The sequence below is a fragment of the Rossellomorea sp. GQ25 genome, assembly GCF_059758515.1.
In genome coordinates this window covers 970,086-993,436 of record NZ_JCAXEQ010000002.1, presented here as the reverse complement: position 1 = coordinate 993,436, position 23,351 = coordinate 970,086, and the positions used below count along the sequence as shown (strand labels likewise).

The following is a 23,351-nucleotide window of genomic DNA, read 5'->3' as shown; positions in this document are numbered from 1 at the left end:
TTTATATAAATAACCGTCGGAATAAAAATTGCATGAATAAAAATAATAAGTATATGATGTTAAAAGATGGAATATAAAAGGACGAGTCTTTGGAATTAATACAGATTAGGATGATGGGGTATGAAACGAGCAAGAATTATTTATAATCCTACTTCTGGTCGAGAGCTATTCAAAAAGCACCTTGCAGAAGTATTAATCAAATTAGAACAAGCAGGATATGAAACCTCCGTTCACGCAACCATTTGCGAAGGAGATGCAACAGAAGCGGCACGAATTGCTGTAGAACGTAAATACGATATCGTTGTCGCTGCTGGTGGAGATGGCACTTTAAATGAGGTAGTCAACGGATTAGCCGAACAGGATTACCGACCTAAACTTGGAATCGTTCCAATGGGGACAACGAATGACTTCGCACGGGCTCTTCACATTCCAAAGGATATTGGATCAGCCATTGATGTCATCATAAAGGGTGAATCCATCCCTGTCGATATCGGGCGCATGAATGAACGCTACTTCATTAACATCGCCGGTGGAGGAAGAATAACCGAATTAACCTATGAGGTGCCAAGCAAGCTTAAGACGATGATGGGGCAGCTGGCCTACTATTTAAAAGGAATTGAAATGCTTCCATCCATCAAGCCAACGGATGTTTCCATCGAGTATGATGGAAAGCTGTTTGAAGGGGAAGCAATGCTATTCCTGATCGGTTTAACCAACTCAGTTGGAGGCTTTGAAAGGTTGGCTCCGGATGCGTCAATCAATGATGGCTTATTCTCTCTTTTAATTTTAAAGAAAACGAATTTGGCCGAGTTTATCCGCATTGCGACATTGGCCGTTCGAGGTGAGCATGTAAATGATCCCAACGTCATTTACACACAGGCCAATCGAATCAAGATCAAAGCAAAAGAAAAGGTACAGCTGAATGTAGATGGTGAGCTGGGAGGAGTCCTACCTGCAGAATTTGAAAACCTTTACCGCCATTTACAGGTATTAGTCCCTCTTGATAAAATTCGCCCTGAAGATAAAGCTGAATGATAAAAAGGAATGCCATTTGAGGTTAATGGCATTCCTTTTTTATATGTTTGCGAAGTTTTCCTACCCTATAGGTAATGTGAATCTACAGATACAACATTGTTATGGGGGCCAATCTGCTTTTAAATACGTCAAAAGTTTCATTTAGGCAACGTTCCACAAAACCGCCATCCTCAATTTACTAACAAAAACACACTAAATGACAATGGGAAACCAATCAGAAAGCCCCATCCGATCTGTTGCTTATTCCGGAATGGAACTTTTCTCACGATCCATGACAAAATGTGGGCGATGATCACAAATGCAAAGACCCAAATCAATTGTCCGACCACAAACACAAATAGAAAAGCTAGTATGGATTCTTTATTTAATAAAAGGGAAATCCCGAATCCAAAGGTCAAGGTTAAAAATGTGACTGCAATGAATATGTAGGGTAGCCACCATCTTCTTGACTTGAGAGCGAATAGCACCCCAAGAAAAACATTCCCTACCAGGATAAGGTTGACTAAGAAGTCTGGGTTCATGTTTATCTACCTTCTTTTTCTAGAATTGTTGCACATACCATTTTACCCTTTGTTGAGCACATAAAACGAGGTAAGTTTTTACAACCTGGCCAGGAAATGTATAGAAACTAACCCTCATGTGGCTTGAAAGTATCAAATAGAGAATAATAGAGGAGATTAATCTGAATCGTCAAACGTTTGTTAAATTTTGTATTCACTCTCACTTAGTGACTATGTTACAGTGGATTAAAATTATGTCGGACAAATAGGGCCGCTGGAGGGGTGAATTCAATGTATATCGTTCATTCAACATTTGTAGTTCCTGATGAGAAGGCTGATGAAGTGATTTCAATGAATCTCTTGAAAAGAGCGGTGTTGAAAAGGGTGAAGACTTCAAGCTTTACCTGAATGAAGCGATCAAGTCCATGCAAGCGGCAGATCGCGAAAACATGCCAGCAAACTAAACGATAAAAGCATCGAGCCACAGAGGTCGATGCTTTTTTTATATAGAGAGGGACGGACCTCCATTCATTTCATTCTCCACCTTCATTTATGGTACAATCAGTAGAGTCTTAAAAAGGAATTCGTAAAGGAAGATATACGTGAGTAAAAAAGCACCAGTTCAAAAAAATGATTATATAGATGAAGCGGTATTTGAAGACTTAACCCATGATGGGAATGGCGTGACGAAGGTTGATGGTTATCCGTTATTCGTTCCAAATGCCCTCCCCGGTGAGGAAGGGAAGGTTAAAGTCGTGAAACCTGGTAAAGGCTATGGATTTGGTCGACTGACAGAGCGAACCAAGGAAAGTCCGTTTCGCCAGGAGCCTCCATGTCCGATCTATAAAGAATGCGGTGGCTGCCAAATTCAGCATATGACCTATGAAGGACAGCTGCAGGCAAAAGAAAAAAGTGTCCGTGATGTCATGCAGCGTATTGGAAAGCTTCATGACGTATGTGTTCACCCGGTTTTGGGAATGGAAGAACCATGGCGCTACCGCAACAAAGCCCAAGTACCTGTAGGGGAAAAAGACGGACGCTTTGTTGCCGGCTTCTATCAAAAACGAAGCCATGAAATCATCGATATGGACAAATGTATCATCCAGTATGAAAAAAATGATGAAGTGATTCAGCATGTGAAAGATATATGCGAGAAACTGAAGGTCCGTCCCTATGATGAGAAGAATCATAAGGGGACCCTGCGTCATATTATGACCCGGACGGCGTATACGACGGGTGAAGTGATGGTCGTATTGGTCACTCGTACGCCGGAGCTTCCTCATAAGAATGCAATCATCGAAGGGCTTGTCGAGAATATTGAAGGATTAAAATCGATTGTTCATAACGTGAATCCTAAAAATACAAATGTGATCATGGGGGATTCCACACGCGTCTTATGGGGGGAAGAAGTGATCCATGACTATATCGGGGACGTGAAGTTTGCGATCTCAGCAAGATCCTTCTACCAGGTAAACCCTGAACAAACGAAGGTGCTTTATGATAAAGCATTAGAATATGCTGATTTACAAGGAGAAGAAACGGTGATTGATGCGTATTGCGGGATTGGAACGATATCCTTATTCCTTGCCCAAAAGGCAAAGATGGTGTATGGAGTTGAAATCGTCCCACAGGCGATAGAAGATGCGAAGAAGAATGCAGAGTTGAATGACATGACCAATGTAGAGTTTGAAGCAGGACCTGCAGAAGTCATCATTCCCAAATGGTATAAAGATGGAATCAGAGCCGACGTCCTGGTAGTGGATCCTCCACGAAAGGGCTGCGATGAAGCGCTCCTGAATACCATCCTGGCCATGAAGCCGAAGCGCGTTGTCTATGTATCCTGTAACCCTGCGACACTTGCCCGTGACCTTAGAATTTTAGAGGATGGCGGGTACAAGACAACCGAGGTCCAGCCTGTTGATATGTTTCCACAAACGATGCACTGTGAAGCCGTTGCGAAGATTGAGTTAGTAGAATAAGCGAGGAAGAAAGCCGATGTATCTCACAATTAAAGAAACAGCCGAATATCTGTCACTGCCGGAAACGTATATTGAGAGCCTCATTCAGCAAAATAAAATACGAGCGGTCCACGACGGAGATCAATATTTATTATTCCGGGACCAATTCAATCAGCATCTGGAGCAAATGGAAAAAATGAAGCGTCAGCTTGCTGAATACTTAAGTGAACCGATTCCGGAAGATATCGATGTGAAGGATGAAGACTAGCCTTTCGTAAATCACCTAATGAAATGGAGAAATACAATGAGCGGACAACAACGTTCCAATATCAAACAAGGTCTTGAAGTGGATATCGTCCTAAAAAAAGACCAAAGAACAAACAAGCTTACCCGTGGGATTGTAAAAGATATTTTAACCAATTCACCGAATCATCCCCACGGCATTAAAGTCCGGTTAGAAGATGGACAAGTTGGGCGAGTGAAGAATATTATTCAGTAGTGTGAGGAGAGAGGCCTTTAGTGGTCTCTTTTTTTATGGCTCTTTTCGTAAAGTTTGTTGTTTTGTAACATAAGCCAGGGCTCTGCCAACCAGTGTGTGTTAGATGGTGAGGGGAACCGCTTCGCTTGCAGCTAGCGTACGGCCGAGCCCCCTCAGCTTCGCTTCCGGGGTCTCGCCACGCCCGTTTTTCCGCAGGAGTCTGCGCAGTTCCCCTCATTATCTTCAAGAAATTTACGTGACAGAGCTTATAGGGAAAAAAATTCTTAAGAAAGCAGAATTTCTAGTACTTAAGAGAAAATCACCATTGCTCTCTTTAAAAGAGGTTGTCTTCTGAAAAAAATTTCTTATAGAAAAACTTCATGCTGGGAAAGTTGATTCTCGCTGCGGGTGCTCGACTCCTGCGGGAGAAGCGGGATAGGTGAGACCCCGCAGGAGCTCAGCGACGAGGAGGCTCACCGCCCGCCCCGCGGAAAGCGAGCATCCTGTAGCGGAAAGCGACTACTACTTTCTTCTGTTAAATAGCAACAATCTTTGCGAAAAGAGCCTTTTTTATATAGTTTTCTATTGATGCGGTGCCAGGTACTAATGGGCGTATCGGTGTCTGGCATCAAAAAATGAGTTAACAAAAAGACCTTGATATCTAAAACGGATCGAGGTCCTTCTTTTCTACTTAACTAAACAATTGAGGAATGCCTTTAATTAACGAGTATACACCCATATAAGACATGGCCACGACAATCAACGCACCGAAAATGGTCATCCAAATCGGGTGCTTGTAATCACCGACGATTTTGCTTTTATGAGCAGCGATCAGCATAACCCCAAGTGCTATTGGCAAAATCAATCCATTAAGTGAACCAACAAGGATTAAGATCGCAACAGGCTTACCTACAATGACGAATACTAGTGTTGAAACGGTAATGAATCCAACGATTAGCCACTTATGATATTTCTCCAATAGTGGGCTGAACGTTCGAATAAAGGATACCGATGTATAGGCAGCTCCCACAACGGATGAAACAGCTGCAGACCACATGACGATCCCGAACATCTTGTACCCTATATCTCCGGCAGCCAATTGGAATACGGAGGCTGGCGGGTTAGAAGGATCCAGTTTCAGACCTTGTGACACAATCCCTAAAGCCGCAAGGAATAGGAAGATACGCATGATGGACGCGATACCGATTGCAGTGACAGAACTTTTCGTGATCTCTGGAAGGACTTGTTTCCCTGTAATTCCAGCTTCTAATAATCGGTGACCACCTGCGAATGTGATATAGCCTCCTACGGTTCCGCCTACCAAGGTAATAATGGCAAGAAAGTCAATGGTGTCTGGAGCGAATGTTTTGGTTACGGCTTCTCCAACCGGCGGATTCGCTGTAAACATAACGTAAACTGTAAGGATGATCATGAGAAACCCAAGTATCTGGGCAAACCTGTCCATTAGTCTTCCCGCTTCTTTCACCAGGAAGATTCCTACTGCGACAACTCCACTAAATAATGCGCCCATTTCAGGCGAAATACCGAACAACACATTCGTACCTAATCCTGCTCCGGCGATATTTCCAATGTTAAAGGCCAGCCCTCCGAGGACGATCAGTACGGAAAGGAAGTAGCCTAATCCTGGTAAGACATCGTTGGCAATATCCTGAGCCCTTTTTTCAGCGATGGCAATGATACGCCATATATTGAGCTGGGCACCAATATCAATGAGGATCGAAACAAGGATGACGAAACCAAAGCTTGCCGCCAGGGTTTGAGTAAATACGGTTGTTTGAGTCAGGAATCCTGGTCCAATGGCGGATGTGGCCATTAAGAACGCAGCACCTAACAATAGACTGAAATTTGATTTTTTCTTCAAAAAGTTCGCTCCTTTGCTGTCATGTAAGTTGCTACTTAGTTGAATTTCAAGGCGATCCCTTGCTTTAAATGCCTTAAATGTCGTTCGCGATCTATGTAGAGTTCCTGGGCTTTTTCATGAGAAACCAACGTGAAAGTCAAATCCTCTCCAGGCTTTGCTTGTGCAATCAGAGGAAGATCCACTGATGCAATCTGACCGATTCTAGGATAGCCTCCGGTTGTTTGCCGATCAGCTAACAGGATAATAGGGTTACCATTCGACGGAACCTGAATCGTTCCAAAGGTAACCGCTTCTGAAATCATCTCAAATCCTTTTTCAAGATGGAGGGACGGACCTTCCAGACGGTAGCCCATGCGATCTGATTGAGCAGACACTCTAAAGGGTTTATTGAATAAGTGTTCCTGGCTTTCTGTTGAAAATAGATCGTACTCGGTACCGGTCATAACTCGAATGGTTTTCTTCTGTTGATAAGCCGAGATAAATTCCGAAGAAATCGACCAATCAATTTCCGTGAAATCATTGTCCTCTAAAAAAGGATGTAAATAGTCAATGATATTTTCAGATTCCTTCGAAAGCGTGCCAGCTTTCAGGCTGTCACCTTCTTTTAAGGAGCGACCATTTAATCCTCCGATTCCAGCTCTTACGTAAGTGGATTTACTGTTCATAACAGTTGTTACATTGAATCCACCTGCAATCGCAAGGTAACTGCGGCAGCCACTCTTGCATGCCCCGAATTTGAGAACACTTCCAGCTTTGATCAAAAGTGATCTCCTTAAAGGAACCGGTTTCCCGTCAATGGTTGGAGATAAGTCTCCTCCACAAATCGAGATAAGGGTGGTTTCCTGGAACTCCAGCACAGGACCCAAAAGTGTCATTTCAAGAGTGGCCTCGTTTTCATCATTCCCTACCAGAAGGTTAGAGATTTTATGAGCGAGAGGATCCATACTCCCACTCACGATGACCCCAAATTTTTGAAAGCCGTACCTTCCCAGGTCTTGAATCGTCGAAAGGAGGCCCGGTTTCATTATATTAATCATTGTTTCTCCTCCAATGCTTTATATTCTTCAAATGAAATGGGGGTGAAACGAATTCGATCCCCTGCTTTTAGTAAGCTTGGTGAGTCGTCGTTATTTGGTTTGAATAATTTTAAGGGGGTTTGGCCGATCAGTTGCCATCCCCCTGGTGTTTCAATCGGGTAAACGCCTGTTTGTTCTCCGGCAATTCCAACCGATCCTGCCGGGATCTTGAGGCGCGGTGATTCTCTTCTCGGTGTCGCAATCTCTGGGGACATGCCTCCGATATAAGGGAATCCCGGTGCGAATCCAATCATGTATACGAGGTAGTCACCATTGGAATGTTTCGCGATGACTTCTTCAGCAGACATGTGACTGTGGTTCGCGACTTCTTCAAGGTCCGGTCCGAAATCTCCACCGTAGCAGACGGGAATGTCCACGATTCGCGAGTCTGTTTGTTCTCCGATTGTAAGGGGGGAAAGCATATGTCCAATTTCTGAACAAACAATTTTGTAGGGTAATGTGTTTTGAAAAGGCTTGTGAGATTCGATGATTTTGATTGGATCGTAATAAAGTGTGACGGTTGTAAATGCCGGGATGATTTCCACAAGCCAGTCGATTGTCCGGGTTTCAAAAAAGGTGGTGACGGCTTTAACCATTTGGTGTGTTTCTTGCTGAATGGAGTTTCCTAATTGTATAACGATGGCATGATCGCCTAAGGGTCGTAACGAATAATTCAAAGAACTACCTCCAGTCGTGTATGGATGTTTATAAAAAATAGAAAATAATTATGTATGAGTAGGCGCGCAAATGTGATTATTCAGAAATTTAAGCCATGTTGTTATTATAGTATAATTCTTTGTCTTTTCAATAAAAGGTTGGGAATTAGATGGTTCTTCCGAAAATTATGATGTGTGGGGGGGGGTTAATTCTGCATTCGTTTTTTTTGCTCATTCGAGTGAAACGTTCGTTTCACTCGCTGAAAGGCCGGGTAGAGAAGGAATGAGCCAAAAAAACAGTTAGTACTACTTTCCCTATATTCACCTAAAATCAATCATAAAAATTCTTCAACTTTCATATCGCAGTTTTTGTAAAAAACTAGCCTATTTTCGCCGATCTTAAATCGTATCGTAATTGTGTTTTATGTGCTATTATTTAGTAATTCGAAATATTATCCTCCTGAATGTATTGTGAGGATTATTGATAGATGGTGAAAGGAGGTTTTCTTATGGATAAGGTAAAGGATCCTTTATGGACGAGGTCTTTTATTATGCTGATGGTAGGAAACTTGTTTGTGTTTATGTCGTTTCAGATGCTGATACCGACGCTTCCGCCTTATATAAAGTCGATCGGGGCTTCAGGTTTGGAAATTGGATTAGTGACGACGTTATTTTCGATAGGTGCAGTATTAAGTAGGCCTTTCATTGGGTTTATGTTGGAGTATAGGGACAGGAAACCTCTCGTTCTAGTAGGCGGGATCTCGTTATTATTGATTACGGTGATTTATCCATTGTCCAGTGTGGTATTCATCTTTCTTTTATTCAGGTTTGTACACGGATTGGCGTGGGGATGGTCCACAACGGTGAATGGGACGGCAGCCGTGGATGTGGTGCCAAAATCACGCTTAGGTGAAGGAATGGGGTACTACGGATTGTCGATTACGATCGGAATGATTATAGCTCCGAGCCTCGGAATTTATTTATTCCAGGTAACCACGTTCACGAACCTGATCATTACTTCCAGTGCACTGGGTGTCATCGCGGTTGTCTTGTTAGGGATCGTTCATTACCGTACACCTCAAGTCGTCGAGGAAACGAAAAAGGAAGACTTGAAGTTTTCATATCTGGGTTCATTAGTTGAAAAATCCAGCTGGTTTCCTGCGTTCATTACGATTATGGTGACCTTTGGTTACGGGTCGATCGTTACCTTTATCGTCATCTTTGGAGAAGAACGTGGAATACAGCATATCTTCTTATTCTATTTATGTAATGCGATCATGGCATCCTTATCAAGACCGATTGCAGGGAAATGGTTTGATGAACGCGGACCTAAGGGTCTTGTTCTCTTTTGTATCCTGATAACCTTTGTAGGTATGTGGGTATTATCCTATGCTCATTCTGATTTCCTCATCATCGTATCAGGTATTTTGTTTGGAGTTGGATTTGGAACTCTTATTCCAACACTCCAATCCTGGACTTTGTCATTAACTCCTGATAATAGAAGGGGAGTAGCCAATGGGATGTTTTTCTCTTCCATTGATCTTGGGATCGGCTTAAGCGGCTTAGTATTCGGAGTGCTTGCACAATATGTTGAGACGGGTGTTTTATTCCAAATCTCAAGCTTATTCCTGCTCCTTGCGTTAATCGTCGCCATAATGGAAGGGCGCAAACAAAAAAAGTTCGTTCATCAGACATCAGCCTAGTTTGATAGGGGAATAATGGTGGTAAGTAAAAAGGACTATCTGTTTTGGAGGTGTAAATAGCCTTTAGTAACAGATGGTCCTTTCTTCTGTAATAGAAGTGATTCCTAAGGATCACGGCAGAAAGTATCAATCGGAAATTGAAAAGGAAATGAAATTTTATCCCAATGAAATTCTGTTAGAATGATAGAAATAGACTAGTCTGTGAGGTTCCTTGAATAGGGGATCCACATATAACGGAGGATATTATGACAGAAGAAAAATTACTAATGGAAAAGTCATTCTATGGAACTTTTTTAGTAGACTATGACACGAACCGTCATCCAATTGAAGTACTTGGTCAAGCTTTTGTAGAAGAGCAGCAAAATGAGCCGTATGATTTAACGTTCATTCGCTATGCTCAGGGTGAGGTCTATTTTCATAGCAAGGACTATGAAGCGGCTATTTTCAAATGGGAAAGCATCCAGGACGAATTAGAACCTTGGGCAAAGAAGAATATTGCGGATTCTTACTATGAGCTGGGCTTGTTATCGTCAGCGGAGGATGTCTATACAGCTATCCAAACGGAAAGCACGATTTTAACGCTGGAAGTATCCCTGCAGCTATTCTCTCTTTATATCGAACGAAATAAGGTCCAGTCAGCTTATCGTACCATCGACAAAGCCTTGACGATCGATCCGGATTATCCCAACGTAACTGAACTGGCCCGGGCTTTTTATGAAGAACAAGAAGACTGGAATAAAGCCGTAGAACTCGCGGTTCAGGAATCTATCCGGACCCAGGATCCTGCTTGGTTCATGATTCTGAGGGAATATGGGGATCAAGGTTACACAACACCCTTTGCGCCTACCTATTTCTACGATTTATTGATTGCGGTTTATGAAAAGGATCGTAAACAATTTAAGGACCTCGTGTCTTCTCTATGGACTAGTTACAGAAGCAATTCGGTCGCCCATATTGAATGGATGCTGACGGTCAATACAATCTTTGAATATGTAGAAATACTCCCGAATGAATCATGGGAGGACATCTTATCCCAATTCCAAGAAGCATACGTAGGATTCCTGGAAGGCAACTACTTAGTGAAAGACCTGGAAGGCTTTATGCCAAGCATGCTGAGCAATTGGCTGAAAGTGAGCAGGGATCAGCAACCACTTTTCCCGGCAGCTGCCGTTTTAGCCTGGAACGATGTCTTTTCGTACAGCATTGAACAGATGGTGACAGATGAGGCCGAAATGATCCTGCTGGAAGGAGACTCCTATCAAGCCCGCTTTGAAGACATTATTCTGTTCTTAAATAAAATTATTGATTGGTCAGAACGAAATGATGCTTCTGTAGGCTATAAAACAAAATGGATTGCTGAGCAGTTAATGGATCTGAGTGAACACCACTTATTAATCGCAGGGAGTGGCTCAAGCGGAAAATCTTCCTTCGTTCAATCCGTTTTAGGTGAGAGTGTTGGTGAGGCTGAAGGTTCCACTATCATTTATAGCTATCATGATCAGCAGGTAGAAGTGAAGGAGATTCACAATCATGGAGTTCACAAAGTAGAGAGCATCGCTGATTTTGAAGAGCTGATGCAAAGAGAAGCATTTGTAGAATATAAGCTCCCGTCTGAGTTTCTTAAGAAAAATGGAAGTGCCATCATTGACGTTCAAACCGGCCAAAGGCATCTGGATGATCTAACGGCCTTTTATCCTGTAGCTGATGGATTACTTTATGTCTTGAATGCTGATGCCCCGTTTAATGCAGAAGACAGACAAACCTTAAGAAAATTAACGGAAATCGGACAGCCTGTGAACGTACATTTCTTATTAAATAAGATGGACAAAGTATCTCATTCTGACCGCACAGAAGAGATCATTGAATCAGCCCGAAACAAAGCCCGTGAATGGTTCCCGGACGCAGAGGTGTTGCCGTATTCATCCCTTGAAGCCGTTCATCTGCAGCGCCAAGATGTTCAGGCCTTTCTAAAGAAACAGTATATGGTGAATGGAAATGTGCTCAAAGTGGAACGTGGAGCCAAATTATTTTACCTGGTCAGAAAAACATTAAGAGATCTTTACTCAAAACGTAAGAATCGCGAAAATGAGTTGAAAGAGACAATCGAGAAGAATGAAGATATCCTGACGCGTTTGAACGGCTTTGATAACTACTTGGGTGACATGCAGAGCGATAAGGTATCAATCATTAAGGATTCTTTCCATAAAAAGAAAGAAGCCATGAAGAAGGAAATCTCTGAGAAAATCCCCGGTATCCTTAGCGGCTGCTCTGATCTGATCAGTGAAGAAAGTGATTTCAGACAGATTCATACAGAGTTAAATGAAGCGATGAATACGCGAATTCAAGGGTATATCCAAGATGATCTCATGCCCCGTTATGTAAAATCTCTCGAGGAGTGGCTAGCCTTTTCAAAGCAGGAGCTTCAAGAGAGCCAGAACTATTTAAATGAGATGAGTGAAACTTTCAACGAGTTATTCGGCAAGGATAAAGTCGTTTTACAATGTGATTTCCAAGTAATGGACGACTGGCGCCGGGATGTAAGCAGAATGGGAACGAGAGCCCAGATCGATAAAGAGAATATTCTATTGCGCTTTAAACCGGCTCAGTTCCTATTAAAGAGTGCAGGGAAGCTGTTAGGAGTATTACCTCAGAATAAGTCGTTACTCTACAATCAATATAAGCGTTATTTAGAGAACGAAGATTATCAGGATATCACGGCATCTGTTGTCAATAAATTCTTCCTTCAGTTTGATTTGTTCGAAAAATCACTGCAACAGGATGTTCACTCTTTCTTCGCTGAGCCATTTAAACAACTGGGCGTCACAATTAAAGATACAGAAACAGATATTGCAAGCGACAAAGAATCGTTAAAGAAAATGAAGGCAAATCCGGAGCGATATTTCGACCCGATTACTTTATTCGAAGTGAAACTGCTTCAACATGAATATATGGTGAAAGCGAGTTATAAAGCTTCTCATCATTACTCTTAATAATAAAAGACTGATTCTCAGGAGGGGAGGTTGCCCCGTTTAGAATCAGTCTTTTTACTTGCGTCCATCTTCCTATATCTGTAAAAAATCGCTATTTTCCTGAATCACATCGGCAATGATTCGCTCGAGGGAATTTTCACTATAGATATTGGAGAAATCCAATCCTAAATGGATGGCTGTCTGAGCTACTTCCGGACGAATCCCGGTGATGACGCTCTTCACTCCAAGTAGGTTTAAGGCATCGATGAGGTGGAAGATTTGTTGAGCAACCATGGTATCAACAAATACCACACCTGATAAGTCGATGATCAGCATGGATAAATGGGCATCGGCACTTTGTTGAAGGGTTGCTTCTAATATCGTACTGGCCCGTGTCGTATCAATATCTCCAATGATAGGCAAAAGTCCTACCTCCGAAGTTAAAGAAATGACCGGTGTACTTAACTCCTTAATCAGGGTAGACTGAGCCTGCAGTCGATTCATTAATATGTCCAGGAACTTGGAAGTGAATGTTTCTAACACATAATCCAATGCGAAATTGATCTTTCGTTCCCACTCAAATACTTCTTTGAGCTGGATGTTTACGTTTGATCCTTCCACAAACTTTTCAACATACGTCCAATACACTCTTCTGAACACACCTGAGTTACGAACAACCTCATCGAGAGTCGTACTGGATTTACTTCGATCTGCAGCTGTTTGTGAAGTCCAGTTATAAATCAATTCCTTTGACTCTTCTTGAGAAAGTAACAGACATTTGGCGATGATTTTCACATAATTAGAATTTTGTTCTTTTATTTTGTTGTGTACCTCTTGCGGAGAATCAGGAGAATAGTGAGATCCGGATTTAATATTCTGGAACTTCAACCAGTCTTCAGTGAAATCTAAGGCATGATCAACTAAGTATTCATATAAATCAGACGAATGTGTATCCATAAAATCTCCCTTTAAACTTGGCTTATACTCTTATTCTGAAACCTATAGAGGAGACTGTCAATGTTAAAGGTAGAAATGACAAAAGAACAAATAAACAAAATACTTCTTTTGTTATGCAAAAAAATACACAAAAAAATCCATACTAGTAGATAAGAATTAGTCTGAATACTAGTAATATTCTAATATTCATTAAATATATTCTAATATTATAATTATTAGAAAATAAAACTATGAAAGAAGCGGGTAATAAGTACGAAGTGAAGAACATAGGATGGGATCCGTTATTTGCAGCAGTTCAAGCCGCCTATGATCTTGTTAATTTTCAATCTATTACAAGAACGACAAAAGGAGCCCTTAAACAAGGCTCCTTTTTCTATGCAGTCTTTGCATAAACGATCGAGTACAGCTGCTTTCTTGCCCGGTGAAAACGGGTTTTGACGGTGGAAGGAGAGAGGTTCAGCTTTAAAGCAATCTCCCCATCACTAAGATCCCGTGTCACTTTCAATGACATGACTTCCTGCTGAGACAGTGGCAGCCTCTTAATATTTTCCTGGATGCAGCTCTTAAGAAACCGTGCTTCAATTTCCATTTCCAGAGGGTTATCACCTTGTATGGAATGAACCTCTTCATCATCTTCCATGCAGACTTCATTGCGTTTCGACTCTTTTCGGATGAAATCGATTGCCGTACATCTTGCGATGGAAGTGAGCCAGGACTTCGTTTTCGTTACATCTAGTAAAGTATCCATCTTGACGTAAGCTTTGAGAAAGGTTTCTTGAACGATATCCTCTGATAAATGAGCGTCCTTTGTAATAGTATAAGCTATATGGTAGATCAGTTTATGAAATTGTTCAACCATCTCCTCTAACGTGAGAGGAGATGGTTGCATGTGTAATGTGCCCATATGGCTTCACCTCGACTTTCTATTGTCAATTTTCCGTTTTATTCTTCAGGAATGAAGGTGTATCTTCAGCTTTTAACCCTCGCACTTCGACATTTCCGTGGGTTTTATACTTGATGATCACCATATATTCATTGGTCATCTGATTGTATACGAGTTGATCCATGATGGCTTCTACGTGTTTGGAATCAGCTATTTCAATCCCTTTGTTTTCTTTCTTTAACTCTAGGGCTGCCGTATCTTGATCCATGACGTTGAACAGACGGTTACGGTATTGCTCTTGATCGATTACGTACATCCACTCAACGTCAGATGCAGTCACCCTTACATCTTCAAGGTATCCGTTTTCCTGTAGCCAGGATTCGAATTTCTGATCGTTATTACGTACCCCGACATGGATCCATTGATTCTCCGAAAGAAGTAATTCAACGTTATAGAGGTTCACTCTGTCGCGATTTTCAAACGTATCATTATAGGTTTCTTCTTTTAAAATCCCGATGGCTTCATTGATTTGTTCCGGATCGACAATGCTTATGCTCTGTCTATTCCCCAAGTCAGCATAAATCGATAGTTTGTCTACCTTGCTTGAATCAACGGCGAAAATTTGCTCCGTCGTTTCTTTATAATTTTTCATTTCATAGAGTGAAGCATACTGGGGTTTGAATTCGTTTATATTCACTTGATAGTTCCTCACCAGCTTACTACCATCTTTCATCTTGTAATAGAAAAAGATCTGCTCGCTATCTTCAGGGGTTGCTTTATTCTGATCTTGGTTGTTAACGATTTCTTCATGAAGGTCCAGAACCGCTTCAATTGTTTTAGGTTCGCTTATAAATGGTTCTTCAATGAGTGTTTCTGGATTGTCTGTCAAGGAATAATAGCTTGGGCTTACATGCACTTTTTCTACATCTTCCAATTCAGGAATCTTCTTTTCATATTGAAATAAATCGAACTGAATGAATAAACCGATAAGAGAGATGACCACGGCAAACCCGGCGTATCCCTTCCAATGATGGAACACTCTCCAATGTTTTTGTAAAACCATTTCTGCAAGATAGTAGCCAATGAATGATCCAATAAAATAGCCAAATACTGTCCATTCTAGCTCTTGGTAGACTCCATTAAAGTACATACCGCCGACCAGCATGAAACAGAAAGCGACTCCATATTTGAATAGGGGTCGGAGGACAGGAAATACAATGGCAAGTGACGCTGCTTCTACTTTTCTCGTTCTATACAATACATACGATAAAACATAGAAAATAAGAGTAATAGCTATGAAAAGTGTTACATCTATTCCGGAAAAGATTTTATTCTCAAGATATACGGCCTTGATGACTGGGGAATATTGTTCAATTTGGATATTGAAAAAATAATCCTCTGGAAATCCATATAAAAGATTTTTCAAGCTAAAGCATACGAGCATAAACATTCCAGCCGGTAATAAGAGCAGGATGTAAGTCATTACTCCTTGTACAGCTGTTAGTCCCGTTATCATGGCCACAAAGGTAGAAGCTATAAACAGAAGGATGTTCATAAGGATCGTGATGCCGCACCAGATGAAAATGTCTTGAACATCAATAAATTGATGAAGATCCGTTAATGAATAAAGGGAAAGTAGAATCGCTGTATTCAGTACAATTGGCATGATGAGAATGACAAATCCTGTAACGGTAAAATGGTAAAACAATTTGCTGCGTGTCAGCGGAAGACTATGCATGAAGTCTGCAGCCTGTTTTACATGTAAATAACGAAACAGAAATAGAGATAGGATGACTGGAACGAACAGCATCAAACCCATTTGGATCGGGTATTGCATTTTAAATAGGTTTTCGTAAATGGCAATCGGATAGGGCTGATTGTCGTTAGATAGTTTACCGATAATGTCAACCGGCAAAGAAAAGAGAAGTCCGATAAAATAAACGATCCCTACCCACCCAACATTCCGAAGGCTTTGAATGATGACTTCCTTATTGATCCATGATGTTTTGGATGGCATATCCGACGTCCTCCATTTCATAAACAAATATTTCCTCAAGGGTCAACGGTAACATATCGAAAATCACCGGATGATAAGGCTGGATCATGCTTCTCACATGTTGTTCGTCACCTCTTACGATACAGAGGGATACGCTTCCCCTGGTCTCTTCGTGCAGAAGGTCCAACTCGGTAAAGAGCTTCTGAGGTGTCTCACCTTTGAAGGCCAACTGAACTTTATGAATCCCGGATTTTAAATCATCAAGCTCTTTCTCCAGTAAAAATCTTCCTTGATGTAAAATTCCGATATGATCACATATATCTTCCACTTCACGCAGGTTGTGAGAGGAAATGAGGATTGTCATTTCCCGGTTGGCAACTTCTGTGATCAGTACGCTTTTTACCTTCTTACGAACGACAGGGTCTAATCCGTCAAGGGGTTCGTCCAGAATGAGCACATCTGGTTGAGTGGATAATGCAAGAATGAAAGCTGCTTGACGCTGGACACCTTTGGAAAATTTATGAAGCTTTTTGTGAGGATCTACCCCAAATAGGCCGGTTAGAGATTTATATTGATGCTCATCCCAACGACTATAGGTATTTTGATAAAATTTTGCCATTTGATTTAAAGTATAGTGAGCGAAGAAAAACGGTTGATCAGGAATGAAAACCAGGGTTTCTTTCGTTTGGACATTTTCAAAGACCGGTTGATCTTTTAAATAAATGTCTCCATTTTCGGGCTTCAGGATTCCAGAAATGGATTTAAGTAGTGTCGTCTTTCCTGCCCCATTCGATCCGAGCAGTCCATAAATCGATCCTTTTTGAACAGAGAAGGAAACGTCATGAATGATTTTAGTACCTTCAAAGGATTTACTTAATGATTTAATCTCTATCATCAGATTGATTCCCTCCTACCGATGCCTCGATGTCAGCAATCATCTGCTTTAAATCTTCAGGCGTGATCCCTAAATATAGAGCTTCAGACAAAAGTTTAGATAACTCTTCCTTTACTTTCATGATTTTCTCCGCGTTTTGAATGTGACTTGATGGATTAACAAAGCTACCCCGTCCTTTCACAGAATAAATGTATCCTTGGGTTTCAAGTTCCCTATAAGCTTTTTGGATTGTGTTTGGATTTATGGTCAGCTGCTGAGCCAAGGCACGAACGGAAGGCAATTGTTCGTCAGGCCTCAACACCTCATTAATGATTAACTCTTTTAATTTCTCGACTAATTGTTCATAAATGGGCTTTCGACTTCTTAAATCAAGCTCAAACATATCCACCCTCCCAACTGTATACAGTGTACTATGTGTCTTAATACAGTTAAAGTATATAACAAGTTCTTCCAGTTTGGAAGAGGGGAAATGAAAAAAATTGAGAGTGACGAGTTAACTGTCTTTTGTGAATAAGGTCTCTAGGAATTGGAAGCATAAGAATGATACAAACACAAAAATAGATATAAAGCATATATATACAAAAGTGAAAACACGTAGTAAATATGAAATATGACATTTCCTTTGACAAAGAAAGTTTCCTTGATACAAAATGGTGGTATTCAAAATTTTTGATCGGAGGAGAGGGTTGGCATGTTCATAGATTGGTTAAGTGGATTCAATCCAGCTGTGCAGGCACTGTTTGGCGGTACGTTGACATGGGGGTTAACCGCACTGGGAGCTGCATCGGTTTTTTTCTTCACCAAAATTGAAAAGCATACATTGAATATGATGCTTGGATTTGCTGCAGGCGTCATGATAGCGGCATCGTTTTGGTCACTTCTTGCTCCTTCTATAGAGTTCAGTGAGCAAAATGGTCAGATCCCATGGCTCGCTCCTGCTATTGGTTTTTTGCTCGGTGGCCTCTTTATTAGACTGTTGGATTTTGTAGTACCTCATTTGCATCTCGGGAACTCAGCGGAAAAAGCCGAGGGACCTCCTACTAAATTTAAAAAATCAACCTTACTATTTCTTGCGATCACTCTTCATAACATTCCTGAAGGTTTAGCCATCGGTGTGGCTTTTGGGGCGGCGTCAATGGGACTTGGTGACGCAACATTGGTAGGGGCAATCGGGCTGGCAATCGGAATTGGCATACAGAACATGCCTGAAGGTGCGGCACTGTCCATTCCATTGCGCGGAGAAGGAATGTCACGTTTGAAGTCCTTCCACTATGGGCAGCTTTCAGCCATCGTAGAACCCATTGCTGCCGTAATCGGTGCAGCTGCTGTCCTATTAGTGCAGCCACTGCTTCCTTACGCGCTTGCTTTTGCTGCAGGGGCCATGATTTTCGTGGTGGTAGAAGAGCTGATCCCGGAGTCTCAATCTTCTGGAAGTACGGACTTGGCTACATTGGGACTCATGCTTGGATTTGTTGTGATGATGATTCTGGACGTATCGTTGGGTTAATAAAAGTAAGCATGCGGCTTATATCGCATGCTTTTTTCTTTTCCAAAAAACTCTCTTGTCGTAAACATTGTTGTTTTTTAACATAAGTTTTACCAAGGCTCCGTCAATTAGTGTGTGCTGGATGGTGAGGGGAACCGCTTCGCTTGCAGCTAGCGTTCGGCCGAGCCTCCTGTAGCGGAAATCAACTACTACTTTCTTCACTAAGAAAGCCACAAACTTTGAGAGAAGAGCCTTCCAAAAATAGTATAATGGTAGTGAAGGGGGCCGAAGTATGAAGATTGGTCTCGTAAGGCATTTTAAAGTAACAAGAGGATACCCTGATAAATTTGTGACATCCGTGAACTAATGAAGTGGGTAGAAGAAGTACGATGAGTCTGATGTAGAAGAGAATGAGGTTGATCTTCATGATATTGAATGGAAGAAGTGCTACGCAAGTGACTTAACCAGGGCAGAAGTAACGGCTCGAAAAGTCTATGCAGGGGATATCGTATCGTTGAAGGAACTACGTGAAATTAGACTATCTCCCTTGTTCAGTTCCAAGAGAAAGCTTCCACTGTTTTTACATTTGTTTATGATCCGGGTAGCCTGGTGGTTTAATCATCGTTCTCAGCCTGAAAGTAAGAATGAGATCCTTAAAAGAATCAACGGGATTGTCGATGCAATCATACAAGAGGGTGAAGACGTTCTCATTGTAGGCCATGGCGGGATTATGATGTTTATGAGAAAAGAGCTGATTAAACGAGGGTTTAGAGGCCCTAAGTTTAGAAGACCAGCAAACGGGAAGCTATATGTTTTTAAAGACAAAAAAGGATGATTCCTGGGAATCATCCTAAGTCATTTCTTTATAAGGTCAGTTCTTAACAATCAATAATATCTTTCCTTCATCGAGCTTTTCTTCGTACTGATCCGCTTCTTCGTGGGAAAATCCAACTTCCATCAGCTTGTTTCGGAGTTCGTCACCTTTTTTCAGAATCATGTTCCCTACTGCAGTCCCGATACCTGTTTCCTTGACACCAATCTCATTGGCGTCAGCCCGATCAGCGACTCTGTCCGTCCGGTCATCATCATGGGATAATACATAAAGATTGTGTTTGTCGATACCTTGAGAAGAAAGCTTTTTAACTTCTGTAATTAATTCCTTATCGTCATAAAATTCCTTAACAGTCGGTTTCATTTCAATCTCCTCCATCATTCAAATTGATTTGTCGTTTATCTTTTCCCACGGGTTCCTAATGGTAAACCTTTGGAGATGTGGGTATACCTATTATTAATGTGAAATCAGAGAAGGGAGATCTCAAGATATGGAAGAAGTTCATTCTTTAGAAACCATCAATGCTACACTTGCTGCAGAAAAGCTGGTGTTACTATACATATCCAGACCCAACTGTTCTGTTTGTCACGCTCTCTTGCCACAGGTGAAAGGGTTACTAGAAGAGTTTCAAGATGTTATGTCCATCCATGCCGATGCAGAAAAAATACCGGAAATAGCTGGTGAGTTCTCCATCTTCACTGTGCCGGTCGTCATCGTTTTTGTATATGGAAAAGAAATGTTCAGGAAGGCACGCTTCGTTCCAATCGAGGAATTACATAGCCAAATGACTCGTCTGGTGAAGATGTTAGACCACTAAACAAACGTTTGATTAAGATTGGAATTTGTTGATCTGACAAGGTTGAAAGGGTTAAACGGTTGTTTAATACTGTGGAAATTTAAAATCGAGAGCCGTTTTTATTTGAAGTTCTATAGCAATAAAAAAAGAGCTGCTAAAAAAAGTGGCTCTTTTGTCATGGTTCAGTGAATAGGTATATAATAGAAAGTATAGGAGTATAGTAGTTGTGAAGAAATTAAAGGGGGCTTGATGAATGATCAGATTGTCTGGAACAAAGAAAGTCATGTTACTGGGTTTAGCAATCATCCTCATAATAGTAGCCAACCGGATTTCTAGTGTACAACACCTGACAGCAAGAATCGCCACCAACCTGTATGTGAGCCTAAAGTATCAAGATCTGGATCTCGAATACCAGAACGTCGAATTTTCACCCCAGTTTGGAGATTATTCTGTAGCGTATAAGGACAAGGACGGAAAAGTCTATGGATTCATGGTTACCCCTAAGTCAATGCCCGTCATCATACTTCATGACCCTCTTAATGAGTCACCTTAAACAAGAGCGAAATCAAAGAGTGAACCTATCTATCTTTCATAATTTCATTCTTCATGTATAATAAAATATAACAACTTTATAAACGTTACCACAAGGGGAGCGAAAGCTGAGAGTGAACAATCTGTTCTGACCCTATGAACCTGTTAGTTAGTACTAGCGTAGGGATGTGGAAAATAAGCGGCATCTTGCTTATTTTGCTTTTTACATTCAGCCCCCTTATGGTTTCGTTTCATCAACCCTAGGGGGATTTTTCATGAAAAATATACGTCTTGTCATTTTACTTGAAGCCTCATTGATGGCGGCATTCGCCGTTATCCTTGATATGCTTCCGTCTATTAAGCTATCACCCAGTATCTCCATTTCGATAGCAATGGTTCCTATTTTTCTATTGTCCTATCGAAGAGGATGGAAGGCTGGGATACTGGCTGGATTTGTATGGGGGCTATTGCAGATTGCCTTGGGTGATGCTTGGATTGCAACTCCTGTGCAGATGGTAGTTGAATATTTCATCGCCTTTGCCTTTATTGGTCTTGCCGGAATCTTTTCCGGTAAGATCCAAGCCTCATTAAGAAGTAACCATCGATCTAAAGCGGTAATGTGGATAGTGGCTGCTACTTTTTTAGGCAGTCTGGCTCGATATTTTTGGCACTTTATCGCAGGCTTTGTCTTCTTCGCAGAATATGCGCCGAAAAGCATGTCGCCACTACTTTTTTCATTAGTAGCAAACGGAATCACCATGCTGGGCTCAGCTCTTCTCTGTACAATCGCTCTGCTGATCTTACTCAACACAGCGCCAAGGTTGATCAGAGTTAGGATATCTCCACAAGAAAGCAGCCGAAAGGCATCATAAAGTTATCTGGACCCGCCCCTACAAAGAGGCTGGTCTTTTTTATGTGAAAATACTCCCCAGGTCCTAGAAACATTTACTTCTACGGCTTCTGTTTGCATGTTGGCGATTTTTTTATACTTAAGATATTCGTTCATATAGGAGTGACCTTGATGGAAGAAATTATGTCAAATATAGCGGCTGAGTGGGGAATATGGGGTGTATTGCTTTCTCTATTTATTGAAGGAAGTGCTTTCCCTTTTGTAGGCACTTTTTTTATCGTAACAATGGGATTTATTTTAGAATTAACGTGGATGGAGATAGGAGTCATTTCTCTAATAGGAAGCTTTCTTTATACAGTGGGGAGCTATATTCCTTATTTTATCAGTTTAAAATTAGGTGCGAAGCTGGAGGCAAGGTTGAAACCTGAAAAACGGAAGAAGCTCAAAGAAGCTCAGGAAAAGTTCAACCGCTACGGAATCTGGAGCGTAGCAATCGCAAGCCCCCTTCACTTAGGAAATGTCATTCCCTTCATGGCAGGCATGGCAAAAATGAATCTGAAAGTGTATTCCCTCCTTACTATGCTAGGGATCGCTCCGTCTACCTTTTTTTTCTTAAGTATTGGCAAGTTTTATGAGGGTGATAAAGAAGTGATCCTGGGGGTGGTAGAAGAATATCAAATGTTGGTTCTGACAGGGTTTGTGCTGGTAACTGTTTTGTACACTCTTTTCAAAAGGAAGAGAGAGAAGGGCATAGGAGGATGATTAGTAAAGATTCGGAGTCTAGATTTTTCGACAAGTTGCTCATAATCCTTTAAAAGTGGCTCATAAATCCTGAAACCGGCTCATAAACAGCCGGAACCAGCTCATAAATCCCTCACCAGCTCACTTGGTCGGCATTCAATATTCATTTTTGGGGGAAAGGTACATTTTCCCGAAAGATTACCCACTAATTCAACCCAAAAACCCTCTACACAGATTAAATCTACGTAAAATCATCCCGTTCCTCATTGATTACACCCCTTCTTTCCTATAAACTAGACCTATTCAAAAAATAGCACGTGTGGAGAGATCGTATGGAAGCAAAAATGATAAGAAGATATGACATTATGGAGGTCAGCTTGCTGGCGGGTAAGATCATGTTGCAAAGTGGTGCAGAGACGTATCGCGTCGAGGATACGATGATGCGCATCGCCGCTTCTTATGGGATTTCAGAATCTCACAGTTATGTGACGCCTACCGGGATCATCTTCTCGATTGAAACGTCTGAACCAACGAAAACGAAGTTGATTCGAATTAACGAGCGATCGACTGATCTTGAAAAAGTAACCCTCGTGAATAGTATTTCAAGGCAAATCAGTAAGGGGCACCTCACCGTTGAGGAAGCATACAATGCCCTGGAAAAACTGGATCAATCTAATCTATCATACTCCTTTGTGATTCAAGTATTGGCCGCTTCGATTGCCAGTGGATGTTTTCTCATCATGTTCCAGGGAGTGTGGAAGGACTTCATTCCGGCACTGATCACGGGAGGAGTCGGGTTTACGAGTCTGATTTATTTTCATCGCCTCGTTCCCATCAAATTCTTTGCTGAGTTTCTTGCTTCCTTTATTATTGGAATGCTTTCCTATGGATTCGTCCAGCTTGGAGTCGGACAGGAGTTGGATAAGATTATTATTGGATCAGTGATGCCCCTGGTTCCTGGGCTCCTTATCACAAATGCCGTGCGGGATTTAATGGCAGGACATTTGGTGTCGGGTCTATCGAAGGGAGCAGAAGCTTTTTTAACGGCGTTTGCCATCGGGACGGGTATTGCCGTAGTTTTCACTTTGACGTAGGGTGACTTTGTTTAGTATTAGGAAAAAAAGATT

General features: G+C 41.5%; 24 protein-coding genes and 1 riboswitch. Of the genes, 14 read left to right on the top strand and 10 right to left on the bottom strand.

Annotation, left to right across the window (positions count from 1 at the left end; translation table 11 throughout):
• The first annotated feature begins 120 nt into the window (after positions 1–120).
• Positions 121–1,035 (top strand): diacylglycerol kinase, encoded by a 915-nt coding sequence (locus AC6CIB_RS10685; protein WP_498280397.1) that lies wholly within the window; start codon positions 121–123, stop codon positions 1,033–1,035.
• Between the two features lie 170 nt (positions 1,036–1,205).
• On the opposite strand, the gene AC6CIB_RS10680 is transcribed toward AC6CIB_RS10685, so the two are convergent.
• Entirely contained in the window at positions 1,206–1,556 is a 351-nt protein-coding gene (locus tag AC6CIB_RS10680) for a hypothetical protein (RefSeq protein WP_498280395.1), read from the bottom strand.
• 581 nt (positions 1,557–2,137) lie between these two features.
• Between AC6CIB_RS10680 and rlmD the strand changes: the two genes are divergently transcribed.
• Genes rlmD through AC6CIB_RS10665 form a run of 3 tightly spaced genes read left to right on the top strand, consistent with a single transcriptional unit; the run spans position 2,138 to position 3,992 of the window.
• On the top strand, positions 2,138–3,514 hold the full coding sequence (gene rlmD, locus AC6CIB_RS10675; RefSeq protein ID WP_498280393.1) for a 23S rRNA (uracil(1939)-C(5))-methyltransferase RlmD: 1,377 nt from the start codon (positions 2,138–2,140) through the stop codon (positions 3,512–3,514).
• Between the two features lie 16 nt (positions 3,515–3,530).
• On the top strand, positions 3,531–3,761 hold the full coding sequence (locus AC6CIB_RS10670) for an excisionase family DNA-binding protein (protein ID WP_498280391.1): 231 nt from the start codon (positions 3,531–3,533) through the stop codon (positions 3,759–3,761).
• Between the two features lie 36 nt (positions 3,762–3,797).
• Positions 3,798–3,992, top strand: coding sequence for a YwbE family protein (locus tag AC6CIB_RS10665; protein WP_044339059.1), 195 nt, complete (start codon positions 3,798–3,800; stop codon positions 3,990–3,992).
• 670 nt (positions 3,993–4,662) lie between these two features.
• On the opposite strand, the gene AC6CIB_RS10660 is transcribed toward AC6CIB_RS10665, so the two are convergent.
• The 3 genes from AC6CIB_RS10660 to pxpB all read right to left on the bottom strand — a co-directional run bounded on the left by AC6CIB_RS10660 (position 4,663) and on the right by pxpB (position 7,606).
• Positions 4,663–5,805, bottom strand: coding sequence for an NRAMP family divalent metal transporter (locus AC6CIB_RS10660; protein WP_498280578.1), 1,143 nt, complete (start codon positions 5,803–5,805; stop codon positions 4,663–4,665).
• An 83-nt stretch (positions 5,806–5,888) separates the two neighbouring features.
• Positions 5,889–6,890, bottom strand: a complete 1,002-nt coding sequence (locus AC6CIB_RS10655) for a 5-oxoprolinase subunit C family protein (protein WP_498280389.1) — start codon at positions 6,888–6,890, stop codon at positions 5,889–5,891.
• Positions 6,887–7,606 (bottom strand): 5-oxoprolinase subunit PxpB, encoded by a 720-nt coding sequence (gene pxpB / locus AC6CIB_RS10650; protein WP_498280388.1) that lies wholly within the window; start codon positions 7,604–7,606, stop codon positions 6,887–6,889. Before pxpB ends, AC6CIB_RS10655 begins: the two co-directional genes overlap by 4 nt.
• Positions 7,607–8,094: 488 nt before the next feature.
• On the opposite strand from pxpB, the gene AC6CIB_RS10645 reads away from it, so the two are divergent.
• Both AC6CIB_RS10645 and AC6CIB_RS10640 read left to right on the top strand, forming a co-directional pair.
• Positions 8,095–9,288 carry an MFS transporter gene (locus tag AC6CIB_RS10645; protein WP_498280386.1) on the top strand — a complete coding sequence of 398 codons (1,194 nt, stop codon included), beginning with the start codon at positions 8,095–8,097 and terminating at the stop codon, positions 9,286–9,288.
• Positions 9,289–9,533: 245 nt separating this feature from the next.
• On the top strand, positions 9,534–12,278 hold the full coding sequence (locus AC6CIB_RS10640) for a GTP-binding protein (RefSeq protein WP_498280384.1): 2,745 nt from the start codon (positions 9,534–9,536) through the stop codon (positions 12,276–12,278).
• Positions 12,279–12,350: 72 nt separating this feature from the next.
• On the opposite strand, the gene AC6CIB_RS10635 is transcribed toward AC6CIB_RS10640, so the two are convergent.
• Positions 12,351–13,214, bottom strand: a complete 864-nt coding sequence (locus AC6CIB_RS10635) for an STAS domain-containing protein (protein WP_498280382.1) — start codon at positions 13,212–13,214, stop codon at positions 12,351–12,353.
• A gap of 230 nt (positions 13,215–13,444) precedes the next feature.
• Between AC6CIB_RS10635 and AC6CIB_RS10630 the strand changes: the two genes are divergently transcribed.
• Entirely contained in the window at positions 13,445–13,606 is a 162-nt protein-coding gene (locus AC6CIB_RS10630; protein WP_498280380.1) for a hypothetical protein, read from the top strand.
• Here the strand turns inward: AC6CIB_RS10630 and AC6CIB_RS10625 are convergent.
• From AC6CIB_RS10625 to AC6CIB_RS10610, 4 genes are read right to left on the bottom strand one after another with little or no spacing between them, the layout of a single operon-like run.
• A complete protein-coding gene (locus tag AC6CIB_RS10625) occupies positions 13,588–14,118 on the bottom strand; it encodes an RNA polymerase sigma factor (protein WP_498280378.1) in 531 nt (176 codons plus the stop codon). The genes AC6CIB_RS10630 and AC6CIB_RS10625 overlap by 19 nt on opposite strands.
• A 25-nt stretch (positions 14,119–14,143) precedes the next feature.
• A complete protein-coding gene (locus tag AC6CIB_RS10620; RefSeq protein WP_498280376.1) occupies positions 14,144–16,114 on the bottom strand; it encodes a hypothetical protein in 1,971 nt (656 codons plus the stop codon).
• On the bottom strand, positions 16,086–16,988 hold the full coding sequence (locus tag AC6CIB_RS10615) for an ABC transporter ATP-binding protein (RefSeq protein WP_498280374.1): 903 nt from the start codon (positions 16,986–16,988) through the stop codon (positions 16,086–16,088). Before AC6CIB_RS10615 ends, AC6CIB_RS10620 begins: the two co-directional genes overlap by 29 nt.
• Entirely contained in the window at positions 16,975–17,370 is a 396-nt protein-coding gene (locus tag AC6CIB_RS10610) for a GntR family transcriptional regulator (RefSeq protein ID WP_498280372.1), read from the bottom strand. Before AC6CIB_RS10610 ends, AC6CIB_RS10615 begins: the two co-directional genes overlap by 14 nt.
• Positions 17,371–17,679: 309 nt before the next feature.
• On the opposite strand from AC6CIB_RS10610, the gene AC6CIB_RS10605 reads away from it, so the two are divergent.
• Positions 17,680–18,495, top strand: a complete 816-nt coding sequence (locus tag AC6CIB_RS10605; protein WP_498280370.1) for a ZIP family metal transporter — start codon at positions 17,680–17,682, stop codon at positions 18,493–18,495.
• 409 nt (positions 18,496–18,904) lie between these two features.
• Positions 18,905–19,309, top strand: a complete 405-nt coding sequence (locus AC6CIB_RS10600; protein WP_498280577.1) for a histidine phosphatase family protein — start codon at positions 18,905–18,907, stop codon at positions 19,307–19,309.
• Between the two features lie 36 nt (positions 19,310–19,345).
• On the opposite strand, the gene AC6CIB_RS10595 is transcribed toward AC6CIB_RS10600, so the two are convergent.
• Positions 19,346–19,669, bottom strand: coding sequence for a YflT domain-containing protein (locus tag AC6CIB_RS10595; RefSeq protein WP_498280368.1), 324 nt, complete (start codon positions 19,667–19,669; stop codon positions 19,346–19,348).
• Between the two features lie 127 nt (positions 19,670–19,796).
• On the opposite strand from AC6CIB_RS10595, the gene AC6CIB_RS10590 reads away from it, so the two are divergent.
• The 5 genes from AC6CIB_RS10590 to AC6CIB_RS10570 all read left to right on the top strand — a co-directional run bounded on the left by AC6CIB_RS10590 (position 19,797) and on the right by AC6CIB_RS10570 (position 23,318).
• Positions 19,797–20,123: a thioredoxin family protein gene (locus AC6CIB_RS10590; RefSeq protein WP_498280366.1), complete on the top strand. Its 327-nt coding sequence runs from the start codon at positions 19,797–19,799 to the stop codon at positions 20,121–20,123.
• A 232-nt stretch (positions 20,124–20,355) separates the two neighbouring features.
• Positions 20,356–20,655, top strand: coding sequence for a hypothetical protein (locus tag AC6CIB_RS10585; protein WP_498280364.1), 300 nt, complete (start codon positions 20,356–20,358; stop codon positions 20,653–20,655).
• 83 nt (positions 20,656–20,738) lie between these two features.
• Positions 20,739–20,837: riboswitch (TPP riboswitch) on the top strand.
• A 71-nt stretch (positions 20,838–20,908) separates the two neighbouring features.
• Positions 20,909–21,505: an energy-coupled thiamine transporter ThiT gene (gene thiT / locus AC6CIB_RS10580; protein WP_498280362.1), complete on the top strand. Its 597-nt coding sequence runs from the start codon at positions 20,909–20,911 to the stop codon at positions 21,503–21,505.
• A 149-nt stretch (positions 21,506–21,654) separates the two neighbouring features.
• Positions 21,655–22,245, top strand: a complete 591-nt coding sequence (locus tag AC6CIB_RS10575; protein WP_498280360.1) for a DedA family protein — start codon at positions 21,655–21,657, stop codon at positions 22,243–22,245.
• A gap of 311 nt (positions 22,246–22,556) precedes the next feature.
• Positions 22,557–23,318, top strand: a complete 762-nt coding sequence (locus AC6CIB_RS10570) for a threonine/serine exporter family protein (RefSeq protein ID WP_498280358.1) — start codon at positions 22,557–22,559, stop codon at positions 23,316–23,318.
• Positions 23,319–23,351: the final 33 nt, after the last annotated feature.